Source organism: Streptomyces sp. NPDC086989 (genome assembly GCF_044745505.1).
Classification (GTDB): domain Bacteria; phylum Actinomycetota; class Actinomycetes; order Streptomycetales; family Streptomycetaceae; genus Streptomyces.
Genome location: NZ_JBIVAL010000001.1, coordinates 449,955 through 475,162 on the forward strand (window position 1 = coordinate 449,955; position 25,208 = coordinate 475,162).

Below are 25,208 nucleotides of genomic sequence, written 5' to 3' on the forward strand. Positions count from 1 at the left end.
GTGCGCTGGGTTCTACTTCCGCTGGTAGCCGTTCCGGGACCGGTCGTCCTGGCTGTCGTCGTACTTCTCGTACGCATCGACGATACGGCCGACCAGCTTGTGCCGGACGACATCCTCGGACGTGAGCCGCGAGAAGTGGATGTCGGGGACCCCTTCGAGGATCGCCTGGACCTGGCGCAGACCGGACTTGGCGCCGCCCGGAAGGTCGACCTGGGTGATGTCACCCGTGATGACGATCTTCGAATCGAACCCGAGGCGGGTCAGGAACATCTTCATCTGCTCGGTGGTCGTGTTCTGCGCCTCGTCGAGCACGACGAACGCCTCGTTGAGGGTGCGGCCGCGCATGTACGCCAGCGGCGCGACCTCGATCGTGCCCGCGGCCATGAGGCGGGGGATCGAATCCGGGTCGATCATGTCGTGCAGCGCGTCGTACAGCGGGCGCAGGTAGGGGTCGATCTTGTCGAAGAGCGTGCCCGGCAGGAAGCCGAGCCGCTCTCCCGCCTCGACGGCGGGGCGGGTCAGGATGATGCGGCTGACCTGCTTGGACTGGAGGGCCTGGACCGCCTTGGCCATGGCGAGGTACGTCTTGCCGGTACCGGCGGGGCCGATGCCGAACACGATCGTGTTCTTGTCGATCGCGTCGACGTACCGCTTCTGGTTGAGGGTCTTGGGGCGGATGGTGCGGCCGCGGCTGGAGAGGATGTTCTGGGTGAGCACCTCTGCGGGCGTCTCGTCCGGGCCGTTGCCGTTGCCGCTCGCCTTGAGCATGGCGATCGAGCGTTCCACTGCGTCCTCCGTCATCGGCTGCCCGGTGCGGAGCACCAGCATCATCTCGTCGAACAGGCGCTGGATCAGGACGACTTCCGCCGCGTCTCCGACCGCGCTGACCTGATTGCCCCGAACATGGATGTCGGCCTTCGGGAAGGCCTTCTCGATCACGCGCAACAGGGCGTCACCCGAGCCGAGCACCGCGACCATCGGGTGCCTGGCCGGAACGGTGAAGTGGGCTCGCGCCTGCCCCGGCGCCGGTGTCTGGGCTGTGGGTGTCTGAGTCATGGGCCGGCACTGTGGCCTGCACATACCTCCCGCTGAGGGGCCTCGCCGATCGTCGACCTCCGGAGTACCAAGGGTACGACTCCGCCGGACCATCCCCGAGGGGTTTTCCCCGCCCCCGGCCCCGCCGGGGCCGGGGGCGGCTCAGACCGGGTGGCGGAAGCCGATGGTCGGGACCGCCCGGCGCCGGGAGGCCGGCTCCGTGCCCGGCGGGACCAGCGCGTCCAGGAAGGCGTAGCGCGGCCGCAGGTCCTCGGGGGCCGTACGCCACCAGTGGGCCACCTCGGGCCAGCCCGGGGCCGACAGGGAGCCGCCGAACTCCTGGACCGAGAGGGCCGCCGTCAGCCCCGCGAAGGCCAGCCGGTCCGCCAGCGGCCATCCCGCCAGGGCGCCCGTGACGAAGCCGGCCACGTAGACGTCGCCCGCCCCCGTCGGGTCCAGCGCGTCCACGGCGATCCCGGGGACCTCCGCCGTCTCACCGGTCCGCCCGTCCACCGCGTACGAGCCCTCCGCCCCCATGGTCACCACCGCGACCGGCACCCGCTCGGCCAGCGCCCGGGCCGCGGCTCTCGGACACTCGGTCCGCGTGTACCGCATCGCCTCGCCCGCGTTCGGCAGGAACGCCTCGCAGTGCTCCAGGTCGGCCAGGGCGTCCAGGTCCCAGCGGCCGCTCTCGTCCCACCCCACGTCCGCGAAGACCCGCGCCCCGCGCCGCGCCGCCTCCGCGATCCACGGGTCCGTCCGCCCCTGCCCCAGGGAGGCCACGGCGGCGCGGGTGCGCGGCGGGCACTGCGGGAACGGCCCGGGGCCCGCCGGGGGCGGTGCCTCGTGGCCGTGGGAGACCATCGTGCGCTCCCCCTCGTACGCCATCGAGACCGTGACCGGGCTGTGCCAGCCGGGGATGGTCCGCGACATCGACAGGTCGATGCCCTCGCCCTGTTCCAGTGCGTCCCAGCAGTACTCGCCGTAGTGGTCGTCGCCGAACGCCGCGGCCAGCGAGGTGCGCAGGCCGAGCCTGGCCAGCGCGGTGGCCATGTTGGCCACGCCCCCGGGGCTGGAACCCATGCCGCGCGCCCAGGACTCCGTACCGCGGACCGGGGCCGAGTCGAGGCCGGTGAAGATGATGTCGAGGAAGACCGAGCCGGTCAGGTAGACGTCGAACCCCGGTTCGGCGGGGTCCCGCAGCGGACCGAGCGGGTCCACGGCTGCGCTGCGGATGGTGCGGCTGTCCCGACTGGTCACGGTGTACTCCCCGTTTGGTGCGAAGGCTCGTTTCTGCAAGCGGGCATGGAGTGGAAAGCAGGTGGAAAGCTGCCAGCCCTGCCCGTCCCCGGCACGGCCAAAACCCAGTGTGTCGCACATCACTCTCGTGCCGCTCTTCTCGGGGTCGCGCACCACTTGATAGACAAAGGCGCCGCGGTTCCGCGGAATCCTCCGCCGCACCTGAGCACCACCGGGAACTGCCGTGTCCGACAACGCCTCCGCGCCGCCCGCCTCCTGGCCCCTGGTGGCCCTCTTCACCGCCGGGTACCTCGCCTCGTACTTGCTGCCCACGGTCGTCGGACGGCTCGACGCGCACCTCCCGCTGAGCCCCGCTCAGGCCGGGCTCGTCGGCACCGCCCTGCTGCTCGGCTCGGCGACGGCCGGATTCACGCTGGCCTCCCGCATCCCCCGCCACGGGCCCCGCCCGCTGGCCCGGCTCGGGCTGCTGCTGGCCGCCCTGGGCTACGGCACGGCGGCCTCGACCGCGATGCTCCCGCTGGTGGTCGCGGGCGTCGTGGTCGGCGGCTTCGGCTCCGGGACCGCCACCGCGGTGGCCGCCGCCGGGATCGCCGGGCAGCGCGATCCCCACCGCACCTCGTCCCTCGGGCTGCTGTCCGTCTCGGCGACGGCGGGGGCCCTCTACCTGACCCTGCCGCGCCTGGGCGGCGGGCACGCGCTGCCGTTCGCGGCCATCGCCCTGGTCGCGGCCCTGGCCTGGCCGGCGACCGGCCGCCTCGGCGGGCCCACCCGCCCGGGTCTTTCGGTACGGGGCTCCGGGCGGCCGCCGCACCCGCGCGCCGGGGCGGTGCTCACGGGCTGCCTGCTGTTCTGGTCGCTGTCCCAGGAGGCCCTGTGGGGCGTCAGCGGCCGGATCGGCGCCGAACAGGCCGGGCTGCCCGAGGCCACCCTGGGCGTCGTCTTCGCCGTGGCACTGGGCGCGGGCCTGCTCGGCGTCACGGCCGCCTCCGCGTTCGGGGCCCGGCTGGGCCGGGCCGTCCCGGTCGGTGCGGGCACCGCGGCCATCGCGGGCTGCATCGTGCTGACGTCCGCCGCCGACGGGCTCGCCTCCTTCGCCACGGGGGAGATCCTCTGGAACGCGGTGTACCCGGTCGTCCTCTCGTACGTGATCGGCCTCGCGGCGGCCCTGGACCCGCGCGGCCGCTGGGCGGTGCTGGCCGGCGCCGCCTCCTCGCTGGGAACGGCCTGCGGGCCCGTGGCGGGCAGCCTGCTCGCCGAGGCGTTCGGCTTCCCGGGCATGGGGCTGGTGCTGGGCGTGCTGCTGCTGACGGTGGCCGGGCCGCTGACCGCCGTCGCCCTGCGCGCGGGCGCCCGCCCGGCTGCCGCGGCCGAGGAGCCGGTCCTTCGCGGCGGAGCCGCGGCGGCGTTCCCCGCGAGCGGCCCGGAGCCGGCGGGCGCGCCCGTCCGCGTACGCCGCACCCCGCGCCGGATCCTGCTGCTGCCGCCGGCATCCGCCCGCACCCGCCGGAAGACGAAGGACAGGGCCTAGCCGCGCTTGGGCAGGGGGACGCGGGCGAGGTCCGCGGCGATGGTCAGTTCGCCCTCGAAGCCGGCGGCGCGGGCCTGGCGTTCGAACTCCTGCGGGTCCGGGTAGCGCTGCGAGAAGTGGGTCAGGACGAGGTGCCGGACGCCCGCGTCGCGGGCCGTGCGGGCCGCCTGGCCGGCGGTGAGGTGCCCGTGGTCGGTGGCCAGCGCCTCGTCCTCGTCGAGGAACGTGGACTCGATCACGAGCATGTCGCAGCCCGCGGCGAGCTCGTCCACGCCCGGGCACAGCCGGGTGTCCATGACGAAACCGAAGCTCTGCCCCGGCTTGTGCTCGCTGACGTCGTCGAGCGTGACCCCGCCCAGCCGCCCCTCGCGCTGGATCCGGCCCACGTCGGGCCCCTTGATCCCGTGCCGCGCGAGCAGTTCGGGCACCATGCGGCGCCCGTCCGGCTCGGTGAGCCGGTAGCCGAAGGACTCGACGGGGTGCGAGAGCAGCCGGGCCTCCAGCGTGTACGAGGGCTCCCGGGCCAGCGTCCCGCCCTCGGCCACGGGCTCCTCGCGCAGCGCGACGGTCTCCCGGTAGGCGGTGGCGTACCGGAGCCGGTCGAAGAACCTCTGCCCGGAGGCGGGGTAGTGGGCGGTGACGGGGTGCGGGACCCGGTCCAGGTTGATGCGCTGGATCACCCCGGCGAGGCCGAGGCTGTGGTCACCGTGGAAGTGGGTGATGCAGATCCGGTTGATGTCGTGTGCGGCCACCCCGGCGCGCAGCATCTGGCGCTGGGTGCCCTCGCCCGGGTCGAAGAGGATGCCCTCGCCGTCCCAGCGCAGGAGGTAGCCGTTGTGGTTGCGGTGGCGGGTGGGCACCTGGCTGGCGGTGCCCAGCACCACGAATTCGCGTGCGGACACGGTCTATCCGGGGGGCCACTGGAGGCCGCGACCGCCGAGGAGGTGCGCGTGCGCGTGAAAGACGGTCTGGCCGGCTCCGGCGCCGGTGTTGAACACGACGCGGTAGCCGTGCTCGTCGATCTTCTCGTCGGCGGCGATGCGTCCGGCCTCGCGCAGCAGGTCGGCGGCGACGGCCGGTTCGGCGGCGGCGAGGGAGGCCGCGTCGGGGTAGTGCACCCGGGGGATCACGAGGACGTGCGTGGGCGCCTGCGGGTTGATGTCCCGGAAGGCGAACGTCGTCTCGGTCTCCGCGACCACGGTCGCCGGGATGCTCCCCGCGACGATCTTGCAGAACAGGCAGTCCGCCTGCGGTTCCCCGGCCATTGCTCCGCCTTCCGTGACAGAGGCGCCGACGGGCCGCCGACGCCGATGTTGATCAGCCCGGGCATCGTATCCGGCGCCGCCGACGCCTTCCCCCGTGTTTCAGGACCAGCGGCCCGTGCGCGCCAGCAGGACCGCCGCCGCCGCGGTGCCGGCGGTGGAGGTGCGCAGGACCGACGGGCCCAGGCGGTGCGGGTGGGCGCCCGCCTCCGCGAAGACGGCCAGCTCCTCCGGGGAGACCCCGCCCTCGGGGCCGACCACCAGGACGATGGAGCCGCCGGCCGGGAGTTCGGCCGTGGCCAGCGCCCCCGAGGGGGCGTCGCGGTCCTCGTGCAGGACCATCGCCAGGTCGGCTCCGGCCAGCAGCGCCGCGACCTGCTTCGTGGACATGGCCTCCGCCACCTCGGGGAAGCGGACCCGTCGGGACTGCTTGCCCGCCTCCCGGGCCGTGGCCCGCCACTTGGCCAGGGACTTGGCTCCACGGTCGCCGCGCCACTGCGTGATGCAGCGCGAGGCCTGCCAGGGGACGATGGCGTCCACACCGGTCTCGGTCATGGTCTCGACGGCGAGCTCGCCGCGGTCCCCCTTGGGCAGGGCCTGGACGACGGTGATCCGCACGGCCGGTTCCGGTTCCCCGCCGGTGGCGGACACCGAGACGACCAGCCGGTCCTTGCCCTCGGCGGCCTTCACCACGCACTCGGCCCAGCGGCCGCGCCCGTCGGTGAGGACCACGTCCTCACCGGGGTTCAGCCGCTTCACGGACACCGCGTGCCGGCCCTCCGGGCCGTCGAGCACGAACTCCGGCCCCGCGGGGACCTCTTCGACCACGAACACGGGGGCGGTCATGACGTACTCCTCTTCTGCATGTCCTTCAAAGCTCCCTGCGCCTCGGCCAGTTCGGCCGTCAGCACCTCCATCAGCTCCGCCGCCGGCAGCGCCCGCGCCAGCCGGTGCCCCTGGCCCGCCCACAGCGCCATGCCCTGCGGTTCCCCGGCCGCGGCGGCCGCCTTGCGCAGCCCGGCGGTCATGTGGTGGATCTGCGGGTACGCGGCCGGGGCGTACGGCCCGTGCTCGCGCATGAACCGGTTCACCAGGCCCCGGGCCGGCCGCCCCGAGAAGGCCCTGGTCAGCTCCGTGTGGGGGAACAGGGGGTCCGTCAGCGCCTTCTTGTGCAGCGGGTGCGCGCCCGACTCGGGGCAGGCCAGGAACGCGGTGCCGAGCTGCGCCGCCTCCGCGCCCGCCGCCAGCAGCGCCGCGATCTGCGAGCCGCGCATCAGTCCGCCCGCCGCGATGATCGGGAGGGCCACGGCCTCCCGTACCTGCGCGACGAGCGCGAGCAGGCCCACGCCCGCCGTGCCGTCGGCCTGCGGGTCGTCCCGGTGGGTGGCCTGGTGGCCGCCGGCCTCCACGCCCTGCACGCACACGGCGTCGGCGCCCGCCGCCTGGGCGGCGCGGGCCTCGTCGACCGAGGTCGCGGTCACGACGGTGAAGGTGCCCGCCGTGCGCAGGGCGGTCAGGACCGCGGGCGCGGGCACGCCGTAGGTGAACGAGACCACGGGAACCGGGTCTTCGAGGAGGATCGCGAGCTTGGCGTCGTAGCCGTCGTCGCTGGTGCCGATGATGTCCTCGTCGGCCAGGGAGACGTCGTACCAGCTCGCCTCGCCGGCCAGCTGCCCGCGGTACGCCTCCACGGCGGCGGGGTCCACGTAGCCGGTCTGCGGCATGAAGAGGTTCACGCCGAACGGGCGCCGCGTCAGCGCCCGCAGCCTTTTGATCTCCTGGTACATGCCGTCGGCGGTCTTGTAGCCGCCGGCCAGGAAGCCCAGCCCGCCCGCTTCGCACACGGCGGCGGCGAGCGGTGGGCACGAGGCACCGCCCGCCATGGGAGCCTGCACGATCGGGTGGGGGGAGAGACCGTTCGGTGCGGAGGACATGGACTGCATCGTGCCACGTCCCGCGCACCGGGCCGAACCGCGGCATTCGCCTGGCATAGTCCGCTTCACCGGGGGCGTCCGGATCAATGCGCCGAGCCCGGCCCGGGGCAACCCCGGACCGGGCTCGTACGTGTGCCTACGGGCCGGTCAGCGGCCGTTGAAGGCGTCCTTCAGGCGGCTGAACAGGCCCTGCTGACCCGGCGCGAACTGGCCCATGGGCCGCTCCTCGCCGCGCAGCTTGGCGAGCTGGCGCAGCAGCTCCTCCTGCTGGGCGTCCAGCTTGGTCGGGGTGGTGACCTCGACGTGGACGATCAGGTCACCGCGGCCGCCGCCGCGCAGGTGCGTGACGCCGCGCCCGTGCAGCGGGATGGCCTGGCCCGACCCGGTGCCGGGCCGGATGTCGATCTCCTCCATGCCGTCCAGCGTCTCCAGCGGGCATTTGGTGCCCAGGGCCGCGGCCGTCATGGGGATGGTCACCGTGCAGTGCAGGTCGTCCCCGCGCCGCTGGAAGGTCGGGTGCGACAGCTCGTGGATCTCCACGTACAAGTCACCGGCGGGGCCGCCGCCGGGGCCGACCTCGCCCTCGCCCGCGAGCTGGATCCGGGTGCCGTTCTCGACACCGGCCGGGATCTTGACCGTGAGGCTGCGGCGGGAGCGGACCCGGCCGTCGCCCGCGCACTCGGGGCACGGGGTCGGGACCACGGTGCCGAAGCCCTGGCACTGGGGGCAGGGGCGCGAGGTCATGACCTGGCCCAGGAAGGACCGGGTGACCTGCGACACCTCACCGCGACCACGGCACATGTCACACGTCTGCGCCGAGGTGCCGGGGGCGGCGCCCTCTCCGGAGCAGGTGGTGCACACCACGGCCGTGTCGACCTGGATGTCCTTGGTCGTGCCGAAGGCGGCCTCGTCCAGTTCCAGGTCGAGGCGGATCATGGCGTCCTGGCCGCGGCGGGTCCGCGAGCGCGGGCCGCGCTGCGACGCCTGGCCGAAGAAGGCGTCCATGATGTCGGAGAAGTTGCCGAAGCCGCCCGCCCCGAATCCGCCCGCGCCGCCACCGCCGCCGGAGGACGACAGCGGGTCGCCTCCGAGGTCGTAGACCTGCTTCTTCTGCGGGTCCGAGAGCACTTCGTACGCCGCGTTGATCTCCTTGAAGCGCTCCTGCGTCTTCGGGTCCGGATTCACGTCCGGGTGGAGTTCACGCGCGAGGCGGCGGAAGGCCTTCTTGATCTCGTCCTGCGATGCGTCGCGGCGCACGCCGAGAACGGCGTAGTAGTCCGTGGCCACTTACGACTCCGCCAGGATCTGTCCGACGTAACGTGCCACTGCGCGTACCGCTCCCATCGTTCCGGGGTAGTCCATGCGGGTCGGTCCGACCACGCCGAGTTTGGCGACGGTTTCGCCGCCCGAACCGTAGCCGACGGAGACGACGGACGTGGAGTTCAGTCCCTCGTAGGCATTCTCATGCCCGATCCGTACGGCCATCCCCGACTCGTTGGCCTCGCCCAGCAGCTTGAGGAGCACGACCTGCTCCTCCAGCGCTTCGAGCACCGGCCTGATCGTCAGGGGAAAATCATGTCCGAAGCGCGTGAGATTGGCGGTTCCGCCGATCATCAGCCGCTCCTCGGCCTCCTCGACCAGCGTCTCCAGCAGCGTGGAGAGCACCGTCGACACCGTGCCCCGGTCCTCCGGCTCGAAGGACTCCGGCAGGTCCTGCACGAGCTGCGGCACGTCGGTGAACCGGCGTCCGACGACCCGGCTGTTGAGCCGCGCCCGCAGATCCGCGAGCGAGGTCTCGCCGAACGGCGTCTGACAGTCGACGAGCCGCTGCTCGACCCGGCCCGTGTCGGTGATCAGCACGAGCATGAGCCGGGCCGGGGCCAGCGACAGCAGTTCGACGTGCCGGACCGTGGACCGGGTCAGGCTCGGGTACTGGACGACGGCTACCTGCCGGGTGAGCTGCGCGAGCAGCCGCACCGTGCGCCCGACGACGTCGTCGAGGTCGACGGCGCCGTCGAGGAAGTTCTGGATGGCCCGGCGTTCGGGCGTCGACAGGGGTTTGACCCCCGCCAGCCTGTCGACGAACAGCCGGTAACCCTTGTCCGTGGGGATCCGGCCGGCGCTGGTGTGGGGCTGGGCGATGTAGCCCTCCTCCTCCAGCACGGCCATGTCGTTGCGCACGGTGGCGGGCGAGACGCCGAGCCGGTGCCGCTCGGTGAGCGCCTTGGAGCCGACGGGCTCCTCCGTCCCGACGTAGTCCTGGACGATGGCGCGCAGCACCTCGAGTCTGCGTTCGCTGAGCATCGCGCACACCTCCAGCTGTCGTTCGGCGCTCGCCGTGGTCGGTTTCATCTGCTTCGTTGGCACTCAGGACGTTCGAGTGCCAGAGATCCCCCGGCCAGTGTACGGCCGGGTGGTCAGCCCCTGGCAAGGGCGGCCCGCCACGGTAGCGTCGCGCCATGGACGTGCAATGGGAAGAGACGGGCTGGGAGCGGCTGACCGGGCGGACCGGACGGCGCCGGCTTCCGGTGTGGGACTGCACGGTGGGACTGGTGGTGGGCGACGAATCGGTCCTCCTCATCGATCCCGGTTCATGCGTCCGGGAGGGTGCGCAGCTGCGGGCGGAGGCGGAGCGGCTGACCGGCCGGCGCGTGACGCATATCGCATTCACGCACGGGCATTTCGATCACGTACTGGGCGTGGCCGCGTTCTCCGGGGCCGAGGTGTTCGGCGCGGTCGGGCTCGACGCGGAGCTGTCGGCCGGCCGCGAGGAGCTGCGCGCGGGCGCCGTGCAGCAGGGGCTGGCGGAGGCGGAGGCCGCCGAGGCGGTGGACCTGCTGGTGGTTCCCCGGCACCACGTGTCGGGCGAATGGACGCTGGAGCTGGGCGGGGTGCAGGTCCTGCTGGCGAACGTCGGGCCCGGGCACACCCGGTACGACCTGGCGGTGTGCGTCCCCGGGGAGCGCGAGGTGGTGTTCTGCGGGGACCTCGTGGAGGAGTCGGGCGAACCGCAGGCGGGCAGCGACGCGGTGCCGGCGCAGTGGCCGGCGGCCCTGGACCGGCTGCTGTCGCTCGGCGGCGACGACGCGCTGTACGTGCCGGGTCACGGAGCGGTGGTCTCCGCGGACTTCGTCCGTGCGCAACGCGACACACTGGCCCGGCGGTTCGGCGTGTCGGACGCGTGAGCGCCGGCTCTCTCGTAGCGTCGGCCGGATGCGTGAGTACTCCCCCGACCTGACTCCCCAGTGGAAGCGCGCCAAGGCCGTCCCGGAGGTGCCGGCCGAGCCCGACCTCGTGGTCGAGGTGGCGGGTACGGACTTCTGCGGCGCGGTGGTGGCCTGCGAGGCGGGCACGGTGACCCTGGAGGACCGCTTCGGCAAGCGGCGGGTGTTCCCGCTGGAGCCGCGGGGGTTCCTGCTGGAGGGCGCCGTGGTGACGCTGACGCGCCCCTCACGGGCCCCCCGGGGCCCGCTGCGCACCGCGTCGGGCTCCCTGGCGGTCCCGGGGGCGCGCGCCCGCGTGGCGCGCGCCGGGCGGATCTACGTCGAGGGCCGGCACGACGCCGAGCTGGTGGAGCGGGTCTGGGGCGACGACCTGCGGATCGAGGGCGTGGTGGTGGAGTACCTGGAGGGCGTCGACGACCTCCCGGCCGTCGTGGCGGAGTTCGCCCCGGCCCCGGACGCCCGTCTGGGCGTCCTGGTGGACCATCTGGTCCCGGGCTCGAAGGAGTCCCGCATCGCGGCGTCGGTGACCTCCCCGGACGTGCTGATCGTCGGCCACCCGTACGTGGACGTGTGGCAGGCCGTGAAGCCGTCGGCGCTGGGCATCGGGGCGTGGCCGGTGGTCCCGCGCGGGCAGGACTGGAAGACGGGCGTGTGCCGGGCCCTGGGCTGGCCGCAGAACACGGGCGCCGCCTGGCAGCACATCCTGTCCCGGGTGACGTCCTACAAGGACCTGGAGCCCACGCTCCTGGGCGCGGTGGAACACCTCATCGACCACGTCACGGCCCCGTAGACCCGATCCCGCCCCCGTCGGCGCTCAAGGCGGTCTCCCGGCTCCGCCGGCTGCCGAGGCGGTCTCCCGGACTAGTCCACCAGGTCCCGGACCACCGCGTCGGCGAGCAGCCGGCCGCGCAGGGTCAGGACGGCCCGCCCGGCCTCGTACGGGCCGGGGGCCAGCAGGCCGTCCGCCAGCGCCTTGCGGGACGCGGCCAGCCCGGCCGGTGCGAGCAGCGACAGCGGGACCCCGTCCACCAGGCGGAGCTCCAGCAGGATCCGCTCCACCCGCCGGTCCTCCGCGGACAGGAGCTCGCGCCCCGCGCCCGGGGAGCGGCCCTCGGCCAGGGCCGCGGCGTAGGCCCCGGGGTGCTTCACGTTCCACCAGCGCACGCCGCCGACGTGCGAGTGCGCGCCGGGGCCCGCACCCCACCAGTCGGCGCCGCGCCAGTACAGCTCGTTGTGCAGGCAGCGGCCCGCCTCCGAGGTGGCCCAGTTGGAGACCTCGTACCAGGAGTACCCGGCCTCGGCCATCACGGAGTCCGCGATCAGGTACCGGTCGGCGTGCACGTCGTCGTCCGTCATGGGGACCTCGCCGCGCCGGATCCGCCGCGCCAGCTGGGTGCCCTCCTCCACGATCAGCGCGTACGCGCTGATGTGGTCGGGCCCGGCCCCGAGTGCGGCCGCCAGCGACGCCCGCCAGTCGTCGTCCGACTCGCCCGGCGTCCCGTAGATCAGGTCCAGGTTGACGTGTTCGAAGCCCGCCGCCCGGGCCTCCGCGACGCACGCCTCGGGCCGGCCCGGCGTGTGCGTGCGGTCGAGCACCTTCAGGACGTGCTGCTTCGCACTCTGCATGCCGAACGAGATCCGGTTGAAGCCTCCGGCCCGCAGTTCCGCCAGGTACTGCGGGTCCACGGACTCCGGATTGGCCTCGGTGGTGATCTCGGCGTCCTCGGCGAGGCCGAACTCGTCCCGGATCGCCGCGAGCATCCGTACGAGGTCGGCGGCCGGCAGCAGCGTCGGCGTGCCGCCGCCCACGAAGACCGTCCGGACGGCCCGGGGGTCGTCGCCGAGCACCTTGCGGGCGAGGCGGACCTCGTCGATCAGGGTGTCGGCGTAGTTCTCCCGGGAGGCGAGCACGCCGCCGGTGCCGCGCAGCTCGGTCGCGGTGTACGTGTTGAAGTCGCAGTACCCGCACCGCGTGGCGCAGTACGGGACGTGCAGGTAGAACCCGAGCGGCCGGTCCCCGGCACCCGCCAGGGCATGCGACGGCAGCGAGCCGTCTTCGGGCATGGGTTCACCGTCGGGCAGTGCGGAAGGCATGCCCCCATTGTCCCGCACCGCCCGGCGGGTCCGGCCCGCCCGGCGCCGGGCGGGCCGGGCCGAGCCCGGACCGGGGCACCCGGCGGGTTTCGCCGGGGCGGCCCGGCCGCCCCGCCCCGCCGGGCGCCGCCGCAGGCGCTACGCCTCGCGCGACCCCTCGTACATCTCGTCGATGAGGTGCTTGAACTCACGCTCGACGGCCGGCCGCTTCAGCTTGAGGCTGGGCGTGAGGTCGCCGTGCTCCACGTCGAGGTCGCGGGGCAGGATCCGGAACTTCTTGACCGTCTGCCAGCGCTGGAGGCCCTCGTTCAGGGTCTGGATGTACGTCTCGATCAGCCGGTTCGTCTCCGCCGCGGCCAGGACCTCGGCGTACGTCCTGCCCTCCAGCCCGTTCTCGGCGGCCCAGCCGAGGATGGCCGGCTCGTCGAGGGCGACGAGGGCGGTGCAGAAGTTCCGGTCGGCGCCGTGCACCACGATGCTCGACACGTACGGGCAGATCGCCTTGAAGCGGCCCTCGATCTCGGCCGGCGCGACGTACTTGCCGTTCGAGGTCTTGATCAGGTCCTTCTTGCGGTCCGTGATGCGCAGGTAGCCGTCGGGCGAGAGCTCGCCGATGTCGCCCGTGTGCAGCCACCCGTCCTCCTCCAGCACCTCGGAGGTCTTCTCGGGCTGCAGGTGGTAGCCCTGCATGATGCCGGGACCGCGCAGCAGGATCTCGCCGTCGTCGGCGATGCGGACCTCGGTGCCGGGGAGCGGCTTGCCGACGGTGCCGGTGCGGTAGGCCTCGCCCGGGTTGACGAAGGAGGCCGCACTGGACTCGGTGAGGCCGTAGCCCTCCAGGATGTGGATGCCTGCGCCGGCGAAGAAGTACCCGATCTCGGGGGCCAGGGCGGAGGCGCCGGAGACGGCGGCGCGCAGCCGGCCGCCGAAGGCGTCGCGGAGCTTGCCGTAGACGAGCGTGTCGGCGATCTTGTGCTTGGTGGCGAGGCCGAAGGGGGCGGTGGCCTGGCCGGTGCGCCGGTAGTTGTCCTGGGTGACCTTGGCGTACTCGCGGGCCACGCCGACGGACCACTGGAAGATCTTGTACTTGGCGCCGCCGCCCGCGCGGGCCTTGGCGGCGACCCCGTTGTAGACCTTCTCGAAGATGCGGGGCACGGCCGCCATGTAGGTGGGCTGGACGACCGGCAGGTTCTCGATGATCTTGTCGATGCGGCCGTCGACGGCGGTGACGTGGCCGACCTCGATCTGGCCGGAGGTCAGGACCTTGCCGAAGACGTGCGCGAGGGGCAGCCACAGGTACTGGACGTCGTCGCTGGAGATCATGCCGGTGGCGACGGTGGCCTTGGCCATGTACGACCAGTTGTCGTGCGGCAGCCGTACGCCCTTGGGGCGGCCGGTGGTGCCCGAGGTATAGATCAGCGTGGCGAGCTGGTCGGCGGTGATGGACGCGATCCGCTCCTTGATCGCCTCGGGGTGCTTGGCGAGGTACTCCCTGCCGCGCGCCTCCAGGTCGGCGAGGGAGAGCACCCAGCCCTCGGGGTCGCCCTCGGCCGGTACGGCGTCGGCGGACTCCAGGACGACGACGTGGGCGAGCTCGGGCAGGTCGGCGCGGCGCTCGCGGGCCTTGGCCAGCTGGGAAGCGTCCTCGGCGATCAGTACGCGGCTGGCCGAGTCGGAGAGGATGAACGCCGACTCCTCGGCGTTGGTGCTCGGGTAGATCGTGGTCACGGCGCCGCCGGCGCACATGACGCCCAGGTCGGAGAGGATCCACTCGACGCGGGTGTTGGAGGCGAGTGCGACCCGCTGCTCGGGCTGCAGGCCGAGGTCGAGCAGACCGGCGGCGATGCCGAAGACCCGCTCGGCCGCCTGGCCCCAGCTCAGCGACTTCCAGTCGTCGGGGCCGCTGCCGCCGGCCGCGGGCACCGGGAACCGGTAGGCCTCGGTGTGGGGCGTGGCGGCGACACGCTCAAGGAAGAGGGCCGCCACGGTGGGCGGGCGGTTCTCGATCAAGGTCTGTGTGTCGCTCACGGACGTCCTCCGGACCACGCGGCAGGGCCTGTCATCCAAGGCGGTGAATGACGGCTTCCAACAGGGCTTGCAACCAGGGCTTGTAACTGGCGAGTAACCAACGGGCAGTGATCAGACTAGGGGCCCTCCGGCTGGCGCGTAAGGGCCCTTGAGACGCCGATTCATAACGAAACAGGCCCCCGCGCGGCTGCACGGAGGCCTGTTTCACTTGCGGCACAAGGCCCGTCGGGACCGGGTCCTACTTCTTCTTGCCGCCGGACTCGTCGCTGGAGAGGACGGCGATGAAGGCCTCCTGGGGCACCTCCACCGAGCCGACCATCTTCATGCGCTTCTTGCCTTCCTTCTGCTTCTCCAGCAGCTTCCGCTTACGGGAGATGTCACCGCCGTAGCACTTGGCGAGGACGTCCTTGCGGATGGCGCGGATGGTCTCGCGGGCGATGACGCGCGAGCCGACGGCCGCCTGGATCGGGACCTCGAAGGCCTGCCGCGGGATGAGCTCGCGCAGCTTGGCGACGAGCCGCACACCGTAGGCGTAGGCGGCGTCCTTGTGGCAGACGGCGGAGAAGGCGTCGACCTTGTCGCCGTGCAGCAGGATGTCGACCTTGACCAGGCTGGAGGCCTGCTCGCCGGTGGGCTCGTAGTCCAGGGAGGCGTAGCCGCGCGTCTTGGACTTCAGCTGGTCGAAGAAGTCGAACACGATCTCCGCGAGCGGGAGGGTGTAGCGGATCTCGACCCGGTCCTCGGAGAGGTAGTCCATGCCGAGCAGCGTGCCGCGGCGGGTCTGGCAGAGCTCCATGATCGCGCCGATGAACTCGGTGGGCGCGAGCACGGTGGCCCGCACGACCGGCTCGAAGACGTCCTTGATCTTGCCTTCGGGGAACTCGCTCGGGTTGGTGACGGTGACTTCCTTGCCGTCCTCCAGCACCACGCGGTAGACCACGTTCGGCGCGGTGGCGATCAGGTCGAGGCCGAACTCGCGCTCGAGGCGCTCGCGGACCACGTCCAGGTGCAGCAGGCCGAGGAAGCCGACGCGGAAGCCGAAGCCCAGCGCCGCCGAGGTCTCCGGCTCGTAGACGAGCGCGGCGTCGTTGAGCTGGAGCTTGTCCAGGGCCTCGCGCAGGTCCGGGTAGTCGGAGCCGTCCAGCGGGTACAGGCCCGAGAAGACCATCGGCTTCGGGTCCTTGTAGCCGCCGAGGGCCTCGGTCGCACCGTTGTTCAGGCTGGTGATGGTGTCACCGACCTTGGACTGACGGACGTCCTTCACGCCGGTGATGATGTAGCCCACCTCGCCGACCCCGATGCCGTCGGCCGGCGTCATCTCCGGGGAGGAGACGCCGATCTCCAGCAGCTCGTGGGTGGCGCCGGTCGACATCATCTTGATGCGCTCGCGCTTGTTGAGCTGACCGTCGACCACACGGACGTACGTGACGACGCCGCGGTAAGAGTCGTAGACCGAGTCGAAGATCATCGCGCGGGCGGGGGCGTCCTTGACGCCGACCGGGGCCGGGACGGTGGCGACGACCTTGTCGAGCAGGGCGTCCACGCCGAGGCCGGTCTTCGCGGAGACCCGCAGGACGTCCTCGGGCTGGCAGCCGACCAGGTTCGCGAGCTCCTCGGCGAACTTCTCCGGCTGGGCGGCCGGCAGGTCGATCTTGTTCAGGACCGGGACGATCGCGAGGTCGTTCTCCATCGCGAGGTACAGGTTCGCGAGGGTCTGGGCCTCGATGCCCTGCGCGGCGTCCACCAGGAGGACGGTGCCCTCGCAGGCGGCGAGGGAGCGCGAGACCTCGTAGGTGAAGTCGACGTGCCCGGGGGTGTCGATCATGTTGAGGATGTGCGTCTTGCCCACGCCCTCGCCCACGGTGGGCGCCCAGGGCAGTCGGACCGCCTGGGACTTGATCGTGATGCCGCGCTCACGCTCGATGTCCATGCGGTCGAGGTACTGGGCGCGCATCTGCCGCTGGTCGACGACACCGGTGAGCTGGAGCATCCGGTCGGCGAGCGTCGACTTGCCGTGGTCGATGTGCGCGATGATGCAGAAATTGCGGATCAGCGCCGGGTCGGTACGGCTCGGCTCGGGCACGTGGCTGGGGATCGCGGGCACGCAGTGTCCTGATTCTCGGGTCGCAGTCGGAAGCGTTTCCGGCTCTCGTCGGATCTGTACGCAGGCTCCCATGGTCCCATGGACGGGGGGATGCGCTCGGTTTGGGCCGCTCGGAGCGTGCCTGGTAACCTGGGCAGCTGTGTCTCGTACGCCTTCTCGGTTGGGGGTCCCCCCGGACGGAGTCTGGGGGCGGGACACAATCCGAAGATCAAACTCTGAACCTGAAAAGGCTCTTTCGTGGCGAACATCAAGTCCCAGATCAAGCGGAACAAGACGAACGAGAAGGCGCGCCTGCGCAACAAGGCCGTCAAGTCTTCGCTCAAGACCGCGATCCGCAAGGCCCGTGAGGCCGTGGCCGCCGGTGACGTCGAGAAGGCCACCGTGGCTTCTCGCGCCGCCTCGCGTGCGCTCGACAAGGCCGTCTCGAAGGGTGTCATCCACAAGAACGCCGCCGCCAACAAGAAGTCGGCGCTGGCCTCCAAGGTTGCCTCCCTCCAGGGCTGAGCTCTGATGTGATCGCCGGAAGGGATCCAGCGGGCCCTCTCTCCCGCTCCCGACCGGCCCCCCGCGCCGCACACGAAGCGTTCGCCACGCGGGTGCGGTGCAACCGAGCAGTAACGAAGGCCCCGGCCGCCCCCCTTCCCCAGGGTGGCGACCGGGGCCTTCGCCTTTCCGGCGTCCGGGCGTCACAGCGGCCCGGGTTCAGCGACGTGCCGGGTTCAGCGGCCCGGGGTTCAGCGACGGGCCGGGTTCAGCGACGGCCCGGGCGGGCGGCGCGGGCCACCGCCACGACCGCCTTCTCCAGCGCGTACTCGGGGTCGTCGCCCCCGCCCTTGACGCCTGCGTCGGCCGCGGCCACGGCCCGCAGGGCCTGCGACACCCCGTCCGCCGACCAGCCGCGCATCTGCTGGCGCACCCGGTCGATCTTCCACGGCGGCATGCCCAGGTCCCGTGCCAGGTCTCCCGGCCGGGCCCCCCGCGGCGCGGAGGCGAGCTTGCCGATGGCCCGGACGGCCTGCGCCAGCGCGCTGGTGATCAGCACCGGCGCCACCCCGGTGGACAGCGACCACCGCAGGGCTTCGAGCGCTTCCGCAGCGCGCCCCTCGACCGCCCGGTCGGCGACCGTGAAGCTGGAGGCCTCGGCCCGCCCCGTGTAGTAGCGGCCGACCACGGCCTCGTCGATCGTGCCCTCGACGTCGGCGCACAGCTGCGCCGCCGCACTCGCCAGTTCCCGCAGATCGCTGCCGATCGCGTCGACCAGCGTCTGGCATGCCTCCGGGGTGGCCGACCGGCCCAGGGTGCGGAACTCGCCCCGGACGAACGCCAGCCGGTCCGCGGCCTTCGTCATCTTCGGGCAGGCGATCTCCCGGGCCCCGGCCTTGCGGGCCGCGTCCAGCAGACCCTTGCCCTTGACCCCGCCCGCATGGAGGAGGACGACGACGATCTCCTCGAACGGCGCCGCGAGGTATGCCTTGACCTCCTTGACCGTGTCCGCGGACAGGTCCTGCGCATTGCGCACGACCAGTACCTTGCGTTCGGAGAAGAGCGAGGGGCTGGTCAGCTCGGCGAGCGTGCCGGGCTGGAGCTGCTCGGGGGCGAGGTCGCGCACGTCGGTGTCGGGGTCGGCGGCCCGGGCGGCCGTCACCACCTCCCGTACGGCGCGGTCGAGCAGCAGGTCCTCCTGCCCCACCGCGAGGGTGAGCGGGGCGAGCGGATCGTCGGTGGAGTTCTTCCTGGTGGCCATCGCACCCAGCATCCCACGCCGCACTGACAGCCCCCGCGCGGCGGCCCCGTCCGCCCTGTGCCCGAGAATGGCCGCGTGAACGTGCGACATGTACTGGTGCTGCCCGACCGCGACGCCGCCGAGGAGGTGGCCCAGGAGGCCGTCGACCGCTTCGGCCTGCCCGAGGAGCCGCAGCTGGTCCGCGACGCCCTGGCCGGTGAGGACGACGCCGAGGACGCCCAGTGGCTGGTGGTCGTCGAGGACCCGCGGGAACGGCTCGACGCCACGGCGCTGGACGGCCTCGCCGCCGAGTACGAAGGCTGGCTGGAGGCCCCGTAGCGGGCCTCGGCGGGCCCCGGGCCGCTGCTACGCCTTGTGCACGATCTGGACGTCCAGCACGACCTCCACGCTCGAACCGATCGCCGCTATCCCCTGGGCCAGCACGGACTGCCAGTTCAGGGCGAAGTCCTCGCGGTGCAGTTCGACGGTCGCCCGGCAGGCCGCACGCGGTTCGCCCTCCAGCCCCGTACCGAGGCCCAGGTACTCGGTGTCCAGGGTCACCGAGCGGCTGACCCCGTGCAGGGTCAGGGCGCCCGCGACGGCCCAGCGGCTGCCGCTGCGGTGGATGAACCGCTCGCTGTAGAACTCGACCGTCGGATGGCGCGCCGCGTCGAGGAAGTCCGCAGAGCGCAGGTGGTCGTCCCGCATCCGGACGCCGGTGTCGATGCTCGCCGCGTCGATGATCACGTGCATGGAGGAGTCCTCCATGCGGTCGGCTATCCGCACCGCGCCGGCAAAGGTGTTGAACCGGCCGCGGATCCGGGCGAAGCCGATGTGCTGGGCGGTGAAGCCGATGGAGGAATGCGTCGGGTCGATCTCCCAGTGCCCGGGCGCGGGCAGCAGCGGCGGTTCCACGGCGTCGAGGACGATCTCCCCCGTGCCGGGCTGCGCCGGGTCGCCCACCAGCGTCGCACCGTGGAAGGGCGCGTAGCCCTCGGCGGTGACGGAGAGCCGGTACTCGCCCTCCGGAACGGCCGCGGTGAAGCCGCCGTACGGATCGGTCTCGCCGCTGACGATGCGGCGGCCGATCGGGTCGGTCACCTCGAACTTGGCCTGCCGGACCGGCTGGTGCACGGTGTCGAGGACACGGCAGCTGAGCAGCCGCGCCGTATGGGGCAGCGTCAGCGTGGCGGATGTGTGCGAACCGGCGCTTCCGGCCGTCTCCGTCCCTCTTCGGCGACTGAACATGGTTGGGGCACCCCCGTGCTCTGTGGACTTGTGCCGCTCTGGCGACGACGCATTCGATCATGCTGTCGGGTTGTGGGCAAACAGAAAGACCCTGTCCGGTATGCCCGTGTCGGAGACGGCGCCGCCGGAAGGGGAACGCCCGCATCCGCGGGCCGCTCCCGGCGACCGCGATCGAGCCGTCGGTGTCGGTGCGCAGGACGGTCGCGCCCAGGGCCCGCAGGCGGGCGAGGGTGCCCGGAGCGGGGTGCCCGTAGCGGTTGCCCTCTCCGACGGGGACGATCGCGAGCCGGGGCCGCACCCGGGCCTGGAGGCCGGGGTCCTGGTGGGCCGAGCCGTGGTGGGCCACCTTCAGGACGTCGACCGGCCCCAGTTCCGGATGTGCCCTCAGAAGGGCTTCCTGGGACGGTGGTTCGAGGTCCCCGAGCAGCAGCAGGGTCAGGCCCGCCGCTCGGACCAGCAGGGCGACGCTCGCGTCGTTGGGCCCCTCCGGCCGCGGGCCGTCGGGCGCGGGCCACAGCACCTGCCACTCCAGGGGCCCGGCCCGGCGCCGCTCGCCCGCCGCTGCCGCCACGACGGGTACGTGCGCCGCCGCCGCGGTCCGCCGGACGAACCCGGCCTGGGCGGCCGGCTCTTCCAGCGTGGTGGTCTGAATCACACCCACCGCCCGGCCGCGCAGCACCCCGGACAGGCCTCCGACGTGGTCGGCGTGAAAGTGCGTCAGCAGGAGCAGCGGCACCCGGCGCACCCCCAGGGCACGCAGGCACGTGTCCACCGGGCCCGGTTCGGGACCCGCGTCCACCACGACGGCCGTGTCCGGGCCGGCGGCGAGTACTGCGGCGTCGCCCTGGCCCACCGCGCACTGGACGTAGCTCCAGTCGGGCGGCGGCCAGCGGGTGAGCGTACGGATGAGCTGCGGCGGCCGCAGGACGGCCAGGAGCAGCAGTACGGCGAGCACGCAGCACACCCACGGCCGGTACCGGATCCGCGCGCCGGCGACCACGAGGGCCAGGGTGGCGGCGGCCAGCAGCAGTCCGCCGGTGAGCCCGCCGGGCCAGGCCAGTTCCGCGCCCGGCAGCCGTGCCCCGGTCCGGGCCACGGCGGCGATCCACCCGGCCGGGACCCCCGCGCACCGCGCGATCAGCTCCGCGACGGGCATGGACAGCGGGGCCGCCGCGAGCGCGGCGAAGCCGAGCACGGTCGCGGGACCCGCCCCGAGTTCGGCGAGCAGGTTGCAGGGCACCGCCACGAGGCTCACCCGGGCCGAGAGCACCGCGACCACCGGCGCACAGACGGCCTGCGCGGCCGCGGCGGCGCCCAGCGCCTCGGCGAGCCGGGGACGCACCCCGCGCCGCCGCAGGGCTTCGCTCCACCGCGGGCCGAGCGTGAGCAGGGACCCGGTGGCCAGGACCGAGAGCAGGAAGCCGGGACTGCGGGCGAGCCAGGGGTCACCGAGCACCAGCAGCAGAACGGCGGCCGCCAGGGCGGGGACCAGGGACCTGCGCCGCCCGGTGGCGAGGGCCAGCAGGGTGATCGCCCCGCAGGCCGCGGCCCGCAGCACGCTCGGCTCCGGCCGGCACACCACGACGAACGCCAGGGTCAGCGCCGTCCCGCACAGGGCCGTCGCCCGCAGGGACAGCCCGAGCCGGGGTGCGAGACCGCCCCGCTCGGCGCGCTGCGCGGCGGCGGGCGGACCGATGAGCAGGAACAGCACCACGGTCAGGTTGGACCCGGACACGGCCAGCAGGTGCAACAGGTCGGTGGCCCGGAACGCCTCGTCGAGATCGGGCGGCACCCGGGAGGTGTCCCCGACCACCAGCCCCGGCAGCAGGGCCCGGGCGTCGGGCGCGAGCCCCTCGGTCGCCCCGCGCAGCCCGGCCCGCAGCCTCCCTGCGACCCGCCGGACGGTGTCGGGGCCGCCGGTCACCCGCGGCGGGCCGTCCCCGGCCGGGCGGAGCAGCGCCACGGCCCGCTCCCCGGACCGGCCCGGGGCCAGCCGCGCGACGACCGCGACCCGGGTGGAGGGCTGGAGCCGGGCCCACCCCGGACCTCCGGCCAGCACCCGCACGGGGGTCTCGACCCGGGTCTGCGCGCCGTCGGGTCCGGTCACCCGGTTCAGCACCGCGTCCAGGACCACCACGGGCGGGCCGTTCCCGCCGCGGGAGCCGTGCGGGTCCGAGCCGACGGTCAGCTCGGCGAGGACCCGGGCGTGGTCCCCGGCCAGCCCGACGACCGGCCCGGCCCGCGCCTCGGCCCGCTGGAGGCCCGCAACCCCGGCTCCGGCGGCCGCGCAGAGCAGGGCGGCGGCCCCGGCGGTGGCGACCCTCCACAGGGACTGCGGACGCCGGCAGCCGGCCACGAGCAGCAGCCCCGCTCCGAGCACCGCCAGCGCGGCCCCCGCGGCGGTCGCGCCGGCCGGTGCGTCGAGGGCGAGGGCGGCCGCCGCCCACGCGGCCAGCGCCGGTACCGCGAGGCGCAGATCCACCGGGCCCGGCCCCTCGGGGCGCTTCACGGCCGGACCAGCTTGCGCAGATCGGCGAAGCGACGCTCGCCGATGCCGTCGACCTGGCGGAGCTCCTCCACCGAACGGAAGCCGCCGCGGGCGGTCCGGAACTCCACGATGTGCTGCGCCAGGACCGGGCCGACCCCGGGCAGGCCGTCCAGCTGCTCCACGGTGGCCGTGCCGAGGCTCAAGGGCCCGGCGCCGCCACCGGGCCCCGGGCCTGCCGGGGCGGGCTGCCCCGGCAGGGGCTGCGCCGGGGCGCCCACCACCACCTGCTCGCCGTCCACCAGCACCCGGGCCCGGTTGAGCCCGGTGGTGTCCGTACCGGGCCGCACTCCCCCGGCGGCGGCCAGCGCGTCCTCGACCCGCGACCCGGCGGGCAGCCTCCGCACACCGGGGTCACGGACCTTGCCGCTGACGTCGACCACGATCCTCGGGCCGGACCCCCCGGGGGTGACCGGCGGGCCGGGGCTCGGTGCCGCCGCCGGTGCCGCGGCCGGGGTGACCACCGGGGGCGCGGCCACCGGCTGCGGCCGGGCCGTCCAGTACTGCTGGGCGGCGAACGCGACCGCGGCGGTGAGCACCACCGCGACGGCGGCCACCGTCCGCGGCTCCACCGCGCACCGGGCCTGCAGCCAGAGGGGCAGCCGCTCCCGCACGGCGAGCCGGAGCGCGGTTCCCCTGGCCAACGGGATCTCCCCGGACGGCGGATCGGCCACGGAGGCGATCCCGGACCCGGGGCCCGGCACCGCCTCCGGTGGCGGGGGCTGGGGTGGCGGGGGCTGGGGTGGCGGCTCGGGTGACGGCGTCTGCGGCGGGCCGCCCCCGAGCAGGGCTTCGGCCCGGCGGCGCACCGCCGCGGGCTCGGGGTGGTGCGGGCGGGCGCGGCCCCGGCGAGGGCGCAGCCGCCCGTCGGAGAGGCGGGTGCGGCCCAGTCCGTCGGTGGCTGTGGCGGAGTGCGCAGTGCGTGTACGGGAACTGCGTGTACGAAGAGTCATGGCACGACGGTAGGGACGAATCCCGACCGCAGTCCGGATTTATCAATTCCGGTGGATATCCCGCCCGTTGTGGATAACCCCGCCACCCTTTCCGGTGATCAGCGCGGCGAGACGACGGCCGCCAGCAGCCCCGGGCCCGTGTGCGCGCCGATCACCGCGCCGACCTCGCTGACGTGGAGTTCGACCAGGCCGGGGATGCGCTCGCGCAGCCGTTCCGCGAGCTTCTCGGCCCGCTCGGGGGCCGCGAGGTGGTGCACGGCCACGTCGACGCCGCCCGCCCCGGCGCGTTCGACGGCCAGCTCCTCCAGGCGGGCGATGGCCTTGGAGGCCGTCCGCACCTTCTCCAGCATCTCGATCCGACCACCCTCCAGCGTGAGCAGCGGCTTGACGGCGAGGGCCGAGCCGAGGAGGGCCTGTGCGGCTCCGATGCGGCCGCCGCGGCGCAGGTAGTCCAGGGTGTCGACGTAGAAGTACGCCGACATGTCCGCGGCGCGCTTCTCGGCGGCGGCCACGGCCTCGTCCACGGAACCGCCCGCTTCGGCCGTTTCCGCGGCGGCGAGGGCGCAGAACCCGAGGGCCATCGCGACCATGCCGGTGTCGACGACGCGCACGGGGACGGGGGCGGTCTTGGCGGCGACCACGGCGGCGTCGTAGGTGCCGGAGAACTCGGCGGACAGGTGCAGGCTGACGATGCCCGTCGCGCCGGCCTCCGCGGCCGCCCGGTAGGCCCGTACGAACTCCTCCGGGCTGGGGCGGGAGGTCGTGACCGAGCGGCGCTTCTGCAGGGCCAGGGCGAGGCTGCGGGCCGAGATCTCGGTGCCCTCCTCGAGTGCCTCGTCCCCGAGGACCACGGTCAGCGGGACGGAGATGATTCCGTGCCGCGTCATGGCCGGCGGGGGCAGGTAGGCCGTGGAATCGGTGACGATCGCGACATGGCGGGACATGAGCCGGAGGTTACCGCCAGCAGGGGCCCTGTGGCAGCCCAGCCCCTGGTCGGGGGACGGCCGCGGTCGCATCCTGGCCTCGCCCGGGCCCATTCGCCCGCCCTCGGGAGCCGCTCGGCCAAAGGCGAAGCAGGCGGCGCGCCCGGCGCCGGAACCGGTGTCGGCACCCCTCGACGCACGGGAACCGGTGCCGGCACGCCTCGACGCACGGGAACCGGTGCCGGCAGCGCTTCGGTGGCGTCCGGGACTCGGTTTCTGTGTCAGCGCCCCCCAGCAGCGCGTCCGGGACCCGGGACGTGTGCCAGCCCCCTCGGCAACGCCCGCGCGGCGCCGCTGCTGGCCGCCCTCCGGCTCATCGGGCCCGGGGCCGCTGCCGACCGCCCTCCTGGCTGCTGCCGGCCGACCGCCCGCTCCGGCTCAGTACCCGGCGCCCCGGAGCAGGGCGGGGCGGTCTTCCCGTCAGGTCGTCAGGTCGTCGCTTCCGGCCTCGGGGTCTTCTGCCAGGGGTGGCGGACCGGCGGCGGCGTGGGGTTCAGGGCCGCCGGCTGGGGCGGGGTGTGGCCCGGGCGGCCCGACGGGGGTTGCGTGCCGCGCCCTGCGGGCCCGGACGGGGACTGCTGCGCGTCCCAGGCCTCTGCCGCCGCCGCGAGGTCGTCGACCGTCTCCCGGGACCAGTCCCGCAGTGCCCCCGACTCGACGTCGATCTGCGCCGACAGCGCCGACAGGTCGTCTTCCGCGAAGCGCCGGGCCCGGTCGCGGGCGGCCCAGCGCAGCGAGTCCGACGCCTGCGTGATCTTGGCGGTCCGTTCCCTGAGGTCGGGCAGCATCCCGGCGATCCGCGCCCGGTCCGGCTCCTGCTCCAGCCGCTTCAGCTCGTCGTCCAGCTCGTGCCCGTGCGCGCTCAGCCGCTCGAACAGCCCGATCGACTCCTTCAGCGAGGCGTCCGTCTGCACCCCCTGGTACAGCGCCTGCTGCGTGGCCCGCATCGACGTCCGCAGGTCCAGCCGCAGCTGCGCCAGCGTCCCGGGTACGCCCACCTGCCCGAAGCTCTTCGCCTTCAGCGCGGTGTCCTCCACGGTGCGGCGGGCCTGCGTGATCGTGCGGTCCACGCCGCGCTTCGCCGCCCCGACCGCCTTCACGGCGGCCCAGGCGCCCAGCCCCAGGAAGGCGAACAGCACCAACAGGGTAAAGATTATGATCAACGCGCCCGCCTCCATGAGAGGCTCCCTTCCCCTGCCGTTTCCGTCCCCTCCACCGTAAACGCCACGGGCAGGCAAGGGGTTCCCAGCGAACCCCCAACCTGCCCGTACGGGTATCCCCCTAGAC

General features: G+C 73.6%; 21 protein-coding genes and 1 pseudogene. 5 read left to right on the forward strand and 17 right to left on the reverse strand.

All coding sequences use genetic code 11. From position 1 onward, the window contains the following. Window positions 1-12: 12 nt before the first annotated feature. Together ACIPK4_RS02210 and ACIPK4_RS02215 are read right to left on the reverse strand one after the other, a co-directional pair. Window positions 13-1,056, reverse strand: coding sequence for a PhoH family protein (locus ACIPK4_RS02210; RefSeq protein WP_402308667.1), 1,044 nt, complete (start codon window positions 1,054-1,056; stop codon window positions 13-15). Between the two features lie 141 nt (window positions 1,057-1,197). Beyond that, on the reverse strand, window positions 1,198-2,295 hold the full coding sequence (locus ACIPK4_RS02215) for a PfkB family carbohydrate kinase (RefSeq protein ID WP_402308669.1): 1,098 nt from the start codon (window positions 2,293-2,295) through the stop codon (window positions 1,198-1,200). Window positions 2,296-2,518: 223 nt separating this feature from the next. On the opposite strand from ACIPK4_RS02215, the gene ACIPK4_RS02220 reads away from it, so the two are divergent. Then, window positions 2,519-3,823 (forward strand): MFS transporter, encoded by a 1,305-nt coding sequence (locus tag ACIPK4_RS02220; RefSeq protein ID WP_402308671.1) that lies wholly within the window; start codon window positions 2,519-2,521, stop codon window positions 3,821-3,823. Here the strand turns inward: ACIPK4_RS02220 and ACIPK4_RS02225 are convergent. The 6 genes from ACIPK4_RS02225 to hrcA form a co-directional block, all read right to left on the reverse strand. Continuing rightward, window positions 3,820-4,725, reverse strand: a complete 906-nt coding sequence (locus tag ACIPK4_RS02225) for a ribonuclease Z (RefSeq protein WP_402308673.1) — start codon at window positions 4,723-4,725, stop codon at window positions 3,820-3,822. The genes ACIPK4_RS02220 and ACIPK4_RS02225 overlap by 4 nt on opposite strands. A 3-nt stretch (window positions 4,726-4,728) precedes the next feature. Further along, window positions 4,729-5,088 (reverse strand): histidine triad nucleotide-binding protein, encoded by a 360-nt coding sequence (locus tag ACIPK4_RS02230; RefSeq protein ID WP_402308676.1) that lies wholly within the window; start codon window positions 5,086-5,088, stop codon window positions 4,729-4,731. A gap of 99 nt (window positions 5,089-5,187) precedes the next feature. Then, window positions 5,188-5,931, reverse strand: coding sequence for a 16S rRNA (uracil(1498)-N(3))-methyltransferase (locus ACIPK4_RS02235; RefSeq protein WP_402308678.1), 744 nt, complete (start codon window positions 5,929-5,931; stop codon window positions 5,188-5,190). Next, window positions 5,928-7,019: a nitronate monooxygenase gene (locus ACIPK4_RS02240; RefSeq protein WP_402308680.1), complete on the reverse strand. Its 1,092-nt coding sequence runs from the start codon at window positions 7,017-7,019 to the stop codon at window positions 5,928-5,930. Before ACIPK4_RS02240 ends, ACIPK4_RS02235 begins: the two co-directional genes overlap by 4 nt. 147 nt (window positions 7,020-7,166) lie before the next feature. Further along, window positions 7,167-8,306, reverse strand: a complete 1,140-nt coding sequence (gene dnaJ, locus ACIPK4_RS02245; protein ID WP_054222402.1) for a molecular chaperone DnaJ — start codon at window positions 8,304-8,306, stop codon at window positions 7,167-7,169. Beyond that, a complete protein-coding gene (gene hrcA / locus ACIPK4_RS02250; protein ID WP_376199106.1) occupies window positions 8,307-9,323 on the reverse strand; it encodes a heat-inducible transcriptional repressor HrcA in 1,017 nt (338 codons plus the stop codon). It lies immediately after the preceding gene. Between the two features lie 155 nt (window positions 9,324-9,478). Between hrcA and ACIPK4_RS02255 the strand changes: the two genes are divergently transcribed. Both ACIPK4_RS02255 and ACIPK4_RS02260 read left to right on the forward strand, forming a co-directional pair. Continuing rightward, window positions 9,479-10,204, forward strand: a complete 726-nt coding sequence (locus ACIPK4_RS02255) for an MBL fold metallo-hydrolase (RefSeq protein WP_402308682.1) — start codon at window positions 9,479-9,481, stop codon at window positions 10,202-10,204. Window positions 10,205-10,232: 28 nt separating this feature from the next. Beyond that, window positions 10,233-11,033: a DUF3097 domain-containing protein gene (locus tag ACIPK4_RS02260; protein WP_402308684.1), complete on the forward strand. Its 801-nt coding sequence runs from the start codon at window positions 10,233-10,235 to the stop codon at window positions 11,031-11,033. A 71-nt stretch (window positions 11,034-11,104) separates the two neighbouring features. On the opposite strand, the gene hemW is transcribed toward ACIPK4_RS02260, so the two are convergent. The 3 genes from hemW to lepA form a co-directional block, all read right to left on the reverse strand. Then, window positions 11,105-12,337, reverse strand: coding sequence for a radical SAM family heme chaperone HemW (gene hemW / locus ACIPK4_RS02265; RefSeq protein WP_402308686.1), 1,233 nt, complete (start codon window positions 12,335-12,337; stop codon window positions 11,105-11,107). A 138-nt stretch (window positions 12,338-12,475) separates the two neighbouring features. Next, the gene (locus ACIPK4_RS02270; RefSeq protein ID WP_402308688.1) at window positions 12,476-14,365 is read right to left on the reverse strand and encodes an AMP-dependent synthetase/ligase; all 1,890 of its coding nucleotides are present in this window, start codon (window positions 14,363-14,365) and stop codon (window positions 12,476-12,478) included. A 238-nt stretch (window positions 14,366-14,603) separates the two neighbouring features. Beyond that, window positions 14,604-16,469 carry a translation elongation factor 4 gene (gene lepA / locus ACIPK4_RS02275; protein ID WP_054222397.1) on the reverse strand — a complete coding sequence of 622 codons (1,866 nt, stop codon included), beginning with the start codon at window positions 16,467-16,469 and terminating at the stop codon, window positions 14,604-14,606. Between the two features lie 237 nt (window positions 16,470-16,706). On the opposite strand from lepA, the gene rpsT reads away from it, so the two are divergent. After that, on the forward strand, window positions 16,707-16,973 hold the full coding sequence (gene rpsT, locus ACIPK4_RS02280; RefSeq protein ID WP_030297183.1) for a 30S ribosomal protein S20: 267 nt from the start codon (window positions 16,707-16,709) through the stop codon (window positions 16,971-16,973). Between the two features lie 247 nt (window positions 16,974-17,220). On the opposite strand, the gene holA is transcribed toward rpsT, so the two are convergent. Continuing rightward, window positions 17,221-18,213, reverse strand: coding sequence for a DNA polymerase III subunit delta (holA, locus tag ACIPK4_RS02285; RefSeq protein ID WP_402308690.1), 993 nt, complete (start codon window positions 18,211-18,213; stop codon window positions 17,221-17,223). A gap of 75 nt (window positions 18,214-18,288) precedes the next feature. Here holA and ACIPK4_RS02290 point away from each other — a divergent pair, with 75 nt between their 5' ends. After that, window positions 18,289-18,531, forward strand: a complete 243-nt coding sequence (locus ACIPK4_RS02290; RefSeq protein ID WP_037924385.1) for a hypothetical protein — start codon at window positions 18,289-18,291, stop codon at window positions 18,529-18,531. A 27-nt stretch (window positions 18,532-18,558) separates the two neighbouring features. On the opposite strand, the gene ACIPK4_RS02295 is transcribed toward ACIPK4_RS02290, so the two are convergent. From ACIPK4_RS02295 to ACIPK4_RS02315, 5 genes and pseudogenes are all read right to left on the reverse strand, one after another. Beyond that, complete coding sequence (locus ACIPK4_RS02295) at window positions 18,559-19,440, reverse strand: YceI family protein (protein ID WP_402308691.1); 882 nt, start codon at window positions 19,438-19,440, stop codon at window positions 18,559-18,561. A gap of 136 nt (window positions 19,441-19,576) precedes the next feature. Then, window positions 19,577-21,949 (reverse strand): annotated as a pseudogene (locus ACIPK4_RS02300) (ComEC/Rec2 family competence protein); the annotation flags it as partial. After that, the gene (locus tag ACIPK4_RS02305) at window positions 21,946-22,938 is read right to left on the reverse strand and encodes a helix-hairpin-helix domain-containing protein (protein WP_402308692.1); all 993 of its coding nucleotides are present in this window, start codon (window positions 22,936-22,938) and stop codon (window positions 21,946-21,948) included. The pseudogene ACIPK4_RS02300 and the gene ACIPK4_RS02305, both read right to left, overlap by 4 nt. A gap of 98 nt (window positions 22,939-23,036) precedes the next feature. Continuing rightward, window positions 23,037-23,882 (reverse strand): DegV family protein, encoded by an 846-nt coding sequence (locus tag ACIPK4_RS02310; protein WP_402308693.1) that lies wholly within the window; start codon window positions 23,880-23,882, stop codon window positions 23,037-23,039. A 467-nt stretch (window positions 23,883-24,349) separates the two neighbouring features. Beyond that, window positions 24,350-25,099 (reverse strand): hypothetical protein, encoded by a 750-nt coding sequence (locus ACIPK4_RS02315; RefSeq protein ID WP_402308694.1) that lies wholly within the window; start codon window positions 25,097-25,099, stop codon window positions 24,350-24,352. Window positions 25,100-25,208 lie beyond the last annotated feature (109 nt).

Coding starts and splice junctions, on each gene's coding strand:
- ACIPK4_RS02210 (WP_402308667.1), bottom strand. CDS start 1,056: ATGACTCAGACACCCACAGCCCAGACACCGGCGCCGGGGCAGGCGCGA.
- ACIPK4_RS02230 (WP_402308676.1), bottom strand. CDS start 5,088: ATGGCCGGGGAACCGCAGGCGGACTGCCTGTTCTGCAAGATCGTCGCG.
- ACIPK4_RS02235 (WP_402308678.1), bottom strand. CDS start 5,931: ATGACCGCCCCCGTGTTCGTGGTCGAAGAGGTCCCCGCGGGGCCGGAG.
- ACIPK4_RS02240 (WP_402308680.1), bottom strand. CDS start 7,019: ATGTCCTCCGCACCGAACGGTCTCTCCCCCCACCCGATCGTGCAGGCT.
- hrcA (WP_376199106.1), bottom strand. CDS start 9,323: ATGCTCAGCGAACGCAGACTCGAGGTGCTGCGCGCCATCGTCCAGGAC.
- ACIPK4_RS02255 (WP_402308682.1), top strand. CDS start 9,479: ATGGACGTGCAATGGGAAGAGACGGGCTGGGAGCGGCTGACCGGGCGG.
- ACIPK4_RS02260 (WP_402308684.1), top strand. CDS start 10,233: ATGCGTGAGTACTCCCCCGACCTGACTCCCCAGTGGAAGCGCGCCAAG.
- hemW (WP_402308686.1), bottom strand. CDS start 12,337: ATGCCTTCCGCACTGCCCGACGGTGAACCCATGCCCGAAGACGGCTCG.
- holA (WP_402308690.1), bottom strand. CDS start 18,213: ATGGCCACCAGGAAGAACTCCACCGACGATCCGCTCGCCCCGCTCACC.
- ACIPK4_RS02295 (WP_402308691.1), bottom strand. CDS start 19,440: ATGTTCAGTCGCCGAAGAGGGACGGAGACGGCCGGAAGCGCCGGTTCG.
- ACIPK4_RS02305 (WP_402308692.1), bottom strand. CDS start 22,938: ATGACTCTTCGTACACGCAGTTCCCGTACACGCACTGCGCACTCCGCC.
- ACIPK4_RS02310 (WP_402308693.1), bottom strand. CDS start 23,882: ATGTCCCGCCATGTCGCGATCGTCACCGATTCCACGGCCTACCTGCCC.
- ACIPK4_RS02315 (WP_402308694.1), bottom strand. CDS start 25,099: ATGGAGGCGGGCGCGTTGATCATAATCTTTACCCTGTTGGTGCTGTTC.